Origin of the sequence: Micromonospora tarensis, from assembly GCF_016803395.1 — a bacterium.
Lineage (GTDB): Bacteria > Actinomycetota > Actinomycetes > Mycobacteriales > Micromonosporaceae > Micromonospora > Micromonospora tarensis.
Genome location: NZ_JAEVHL010000380.1, coordinates 1 through 4113, shown reverse-complemented (window position 1 = coordinate 4113; position 4113 = coordinate 1). Strand labels below are relative to the sequence as shown.

6 protein-coding genes and 1 pseudogene are annotated in these 4113 nt (G+C 67.3%); 2 read left to right on the top strand and 5 right to left on the bottom strand.

Translation table 11 applies throughout. From position 1 onward, the window contains the following. The 4 genes and pseudogenes from JM949_RS38240 to JM949_RS34200 form a co-directional block, all read right to left on the bottom strand. A pseudogene (locus JM949_RS38240) lies at positions 1 to 171 on the bottom strand (IS701 family transposase); the annotation flags it as partial. Between the two features lie 119 nt (positions 172 to 290). Next, positions 291 to 938, bottom strand: a complete 648-nt coding sequence (locus JM949_RS34210) for a CatB-related O-acetyltransferase (protein ID WP_203152152.1) — start codon at positions 936 to 938, stop codon at positions 291 to 293. Between the two features lie 217 nt (positions 939 to 1155). Next, positions 1156 to 1662, bottom strand: coding sequence for a hypothetical protein (locus tag JM949_RS34205; protein ID WP_203152151.1), 507 nt, complete (start codon positions 1660 to 1662; stop codon positions 1156 to 1158). A 14-nt stretch (positions 1663 to 1676) separates the two neighbouring features. Beyond that, entirely contained in the window at positions 1677 to 2393 is a 717-nt protein-coding gene (locus JM949_RS34200) for a DUF899 family protein (RefSeq protein ID WP_203119332.1), read from the bottom strand. A gap of 137 nt (positions 2394 to 2530) precedes the next feature. Here JM949_RS34200 and JM949_RS38235 point away from each other — a divergent pair, with 137 nt between their 5' ends. Then, positions 2531 to 2899, top strand: a complete 369-nt coding sequence (locus JM949_RS38235; protein ID WP_238434397.1) for a sigma-70 family RNA polymerase sigma factor — start codon at positions 2531 to 2533, stop codon at positions 2897 to 2899. Beyond that, a complete protein-coding gene (locus JM949_RS34195) occupies positions 2842 to 3450 on the top strand; it encodes a sigma factor-like helix-turn-helix DNA-binding protein (protein ID WP_238425102.1) in 609 nt (202 codons plus the stop codon). The genes JM949_RS38235 and JM949_RS34195 overlap by 58 nt, the downstream gene beginning before the upstream one ends. Positions 3451 to 3461: 11 nt before the next feature. Here the strand turns inward: JM949_RS34195 and JM949_RS34190 are convergent. Then, positions 3462 to 4113, bottom strand: a 652-nt coding sequence (locus JM949_RS34190; RefSeq protein WP_203152149.1) for an IS701 family transposase, incomplete at its 5' end; no start/stop codon positions are given.

Below are 4113 nucleotides of genomic sequence, written 5' to 3'. Positions count from 1 at the left end.
CTCCGCTAACGACCAGCAGGTCTTACGTTCCACGCCCGACAGCAGCCCTTCCACGAACTGCCCGGCGGTCCGACGTGGCTCCGCCCGCACGAACCGGTCAGCGACACACGGCAACGCCTCGTCCAGAATGACCCGCCACTGGCCAAGGTCCAGGCTGTAACCCGCCGCCACCGCATGGTCTTCGGTCGTTCGCACAAAGATTGATGATCAACGCGGTGGCCGTCCTCATGCCTTCGCCACGCCCAGCTCCCGAGGTGGTATCGGGCAGCCCGCCCAGGCCCGATCTGGCACTACCGATGCTTGGGCGCCACGGCCTCAAGATCGTCGATGCTGCCGGACATGATCGTGCGAAGGTGCTCGGTGATGTACTGAGTTGGCCAATCCCACCAGGCGAGTGCCAAAAGACGGACGATGTCTTCCTCGCTGTAGCGGCGGCGGATCAGCCTGGCTGGGTTGCCGCCGACGATGCCGTAATCGGGCACGTCGTCGACGACGACGGACCCGGAAGCGATGACCGCTCCGCTGCCGATCTGGACGCCGGGCATCACCATGGCTCGGTATCCCAACCACACGTCGTTGCCAACCACAGTGTCACCCCGCCCGGGCAGGCTGGTGATGAGATCGAAGTGTTCGACCCAGGAACCACCCATGATCGGGAACGGAAAGGTCGACGGGCCGTCCATGCGGTGGTTGGCCCCGTTCATGATGAACCGCACGCCCTCGCCCAGCGCGCAGAACTTCCCGATGATCAGCTTCTCCGGCCCGTAGTGGTACAGCACGTTGCGGGTTTCAAAGGCGGTTGGATCATCCGGGTCGTCGTAGTAGGTGAACTCCCCAACCTCGAGCAGCGGCGAGGTGACCAGCGGTTTCAGTAGCACCACGCGCGGCTGTTCGGGCATCGGATGCAGCACGTCCGGATCAGCCGGAAGACCTGCCATCGTGAACCTCCTCATCGGGCGCTGATTGACGTAACCAAGATCGCAAAGACCCGCCGCACGCTACCACCCCACCCGTCTACACGGACCGCACTGCCTCGATGTCGGTATCCGGTCCAAGAGCACTGCGCGAGTCCCGCTTGATGAGGACGACTTCAGCCAAGTGACGTTGGAGTACTAGTACTCCAACGTCACTTGATCTGCCGGCTGGCTTATTCGGCTAGCTCATGAAGAAGATCATGGCCGCGAGGCTTGCCCCCATGGCCAGGTGCTCCCAACGGAGCAGGTCCGTGATCGGTCGATTGCGCAGCCGGACGAGTGCGGCCGCCATCCAGCAGAGGTAGGCCGCCGTGGCGGCGCGTAGCAACACGAGCGCCGCGTCATGGCCGGTGACGGTGCCGTGGTCCATCCGGGGCCCGGCGGCCATGTGGTGGGTAGCCATCGACCCGCCGTGTTGATGCATCAGCACGGCGAGCGCCATGAGCACGGCCCCGGCCGTACGGTGCCAGTCCACCTCCGGGCCGCGCTCGGTCGGACCGCTGGTGACGAGTGCCACCGCGAAGGCGAGGAGCAGCAGCGCGCCCGCGTACTGCACAACCGGTGCGGCGTCGAGGGTCACCGCGACCATGACAGCCACCATCGCACCCGCGAGCATCCGGGCCCTGCGGGACGCGCCCGCCCGCGGCACGACGCAGCAGCAGGCCGACACCGCGGCCGACCCGAGCATGATCATCTCGAGCGTCAGGACGTCACCGCCGGCGTGACGCCGGGGCGTGACCATTGGGCGGTGGGGCGGCCGTTGAGCCGCCACGGGTGACCACTGACCCGCGGCCAACCTTGGGGTGAGTTTTCCCAGTTCTCTTGCCGGCCGTACACGGTGAGGTCCAAGGCGTGGTAGCTGGTCGTCAACGCCTCCACGCCCCGCCCGGTGGTCCAGTAGGTTTCGTAGACCTGGTCGCCGTCGCGCAGGTAGCAGGCGATGAACCCAAATTCGCGACCGTCGGCCAGAGCCGGGTCGGAGTCTTTCGCCGAATACCAGGGGAACGGGTAGCCCATGAACTCCGCGAACGGGGCACTTTCGTCGTAGGGGCCCTGGCAGAACACGGCGTAGGTGACGTCCCGGGCATGCAGGTAGTCCAGCATCTGCATGTGACAGGTCGAGAAGGTGCACCCCTCACACTGATCCCCGTACGGTTTGCCGTCGTGCCACATGTGGAAGTAGGCGATGAGCATCCGGCGGCCCTCGAAAACCTCCACCAGCGGGGTGTCCCCGCCGGGGCCCTGGACCGTCACCGTCGGCATCAAGGTCATCGGCAGCTGACGACGAGCGGCTGCGATCGCGTCTCCTTCGCGGGTATGGGCCTTCTCCCGGACCAGCAGTTCGTTGCGCTCGCGCAGCCAGGTCTCCCGGTCGACGACCGGGGGCGTGGCTGCGCTGGACGCGGGGGTTGCCGTCATGGCTGTCTCCTTCGTGGAGTGGGGATTGGTCACAGGTACAGACGACCGAGTCGGCGATCGTCATCGGTGACCGATGACGGATGGGGTCCGCGGTCGTCAGTACGGTTGTGAGGACCATTCAGCCCCGGGGAGATCACATGTCCGAGTCGCCTGACAAGCAGGCGGTCTGGCTGCAGCGCGCCTTCGACGAGCACCGGCGCGAGCTACACGTGCACTGCTACCGCCTCGCAGGGAACGTCACCGACGCGGACGACCTGGTGCAGGAGACCTTCCTGCGTGCCTGGCGGGCTCGCGACCGCTTCGAGGGTCGGGCATCGGCGCGCACCTGGTTCTACCGGATCGCCACGAACGTCTTCCTCGACAGCCGCAAGGCGGCCGGTCACCGGACGGTTCAGTATGGTGACCCGCTGGAGTGGTCCACCGAGCTCGTCCCTATCCAGACGCCCTGTTGGCCGACGATCCGCAGACCGGTCTCGCCGCCCGGGAGACCGTCGAGCTGGCCCTGATCGCAGCGCTCATGTACCTGCCGCCGCGGCAGCGGGCGGCCTTCGTGCTGCGCGACGTCTACGGCTGGACGCCGCAGGAGATCGCCGGCGCGCTCGACACCGCCGTAGCGGCCGTCAACAGCCTCCTCCAGCGGGCCCGCCACACCCTCCGGCGGCGCGCTCCGTCGGACCCACAGGACTGGCGCCGCCCGCAGCTCACCAGCGAGGACGAAGAGATCCTGCGCCGCTACGCCAACGCGAAGGACCCGGAGACGGTCCGGGCACTGCTCGCCGAGGACGTACGGATCACGATGCCGCCCGAGCCGCCGGTCGTCGGGATCGACGCGGCCGCGGAGTTCCTCGGCCGACCGCTCGACTGGCGTACCTTCCCCACCTCGGCCAACGGGCGCCCGGCACTGATCAACTATCTCCGCCGGCCCGGCAGCCCGCACTATGAGGCGCTGGTCGTCGACGTACTCCGGATCGAGAACGGGAAAATCGTAGAGAGCAACGCCTTCATCGGTGCCCGTCACGTCGCCGCCTTCAGCATGCCCGCCACGCTCGAGCCCTAGACGAGTAAGTCTCAAGCTAAGTGGCCGAGTCTGCGCTGGTAGTGGGATCGCCGGGCTCGGGCTTGGGATGTTCGTCGCCAGGTGGACCAGTGCAGGGTGTGCGCTGGGGGTAGTGGCAGGGCGAGGACGAAGGCGTTGAGGAGTCGGCGGATCTCGGCGACGGTCAACGCGATGATCTCCGGGTCGGGGTCGGGCTGCTGCGCGGTGGTGGCGGCGAGGATGGTCAGGACGGCCAGGGCGAGCATGGCCAGGGTGATGAACCGGTGCCAGCCGGTCCAGCCGCGGACCTGGTAGTGGTCAAGGCCGACCTGGCCTTTGCCGGTTTGGAACAACTCCTCGATGCTCCAGCGGGATCCGGCGACGGTCACGAGGGTGTGCAGCGGCACCAGGCGAGGTGACCAGCACAGGTAGAAGGCCAGCTCGCCGGTGGTTCGGTTGCGGCGGATGAGCAGCCACCGGTGCTCACCGGGGCTGGTGGCGGTGGTGACCCAGGCCCACAGATAGTCGCGGGGACCTTTCGCGCCCGGTCCGCAGCTGTGCTGCTGCCACTCGGCGGTGGGTATCCGGTCGGCGAGGTCGTCGACGCGGATCAGGGTGCGTCCGTGGTTGACGTGCACGCGTCGGTCGCAGCCGACGGCCAGGACGTAGCCGATACCGCGGTGT

Excerpts from the sequence above, each read along its gene's own strand:
- JM949_RS34200 (WP_203119332.1), bottom strand. The coding sequence starts at position 2,393 with ATGACGGCAACCCCCGCGTCCAGCGCAGCCACGCCCCCGGTCGTCGAC.
- JM949_RS34205 (WP_203152151.1), bottom strand. The coding sequence starts at position 1,662 with ATGCTCGGGTCGGCCGCGGTGTCGGCCTGCTGCTGCGTCGTGCCGCGG.
- JM949_RS38235 (WP_238434397.1), top strand. The coding sequence starts at position 2,531 with ATGTCCGAGTCGCCTGACAAGCAGGCGGTCTGGCTGCAGCGCGCCTTC.
- JM949_RS34210 (WP_203152152.1), bottom strand. The coding sequence starts at position 938 with ATGGCAGGTCTTCCGGCTGATCCGGACGTGCTGCATCCGATGCCCGAA.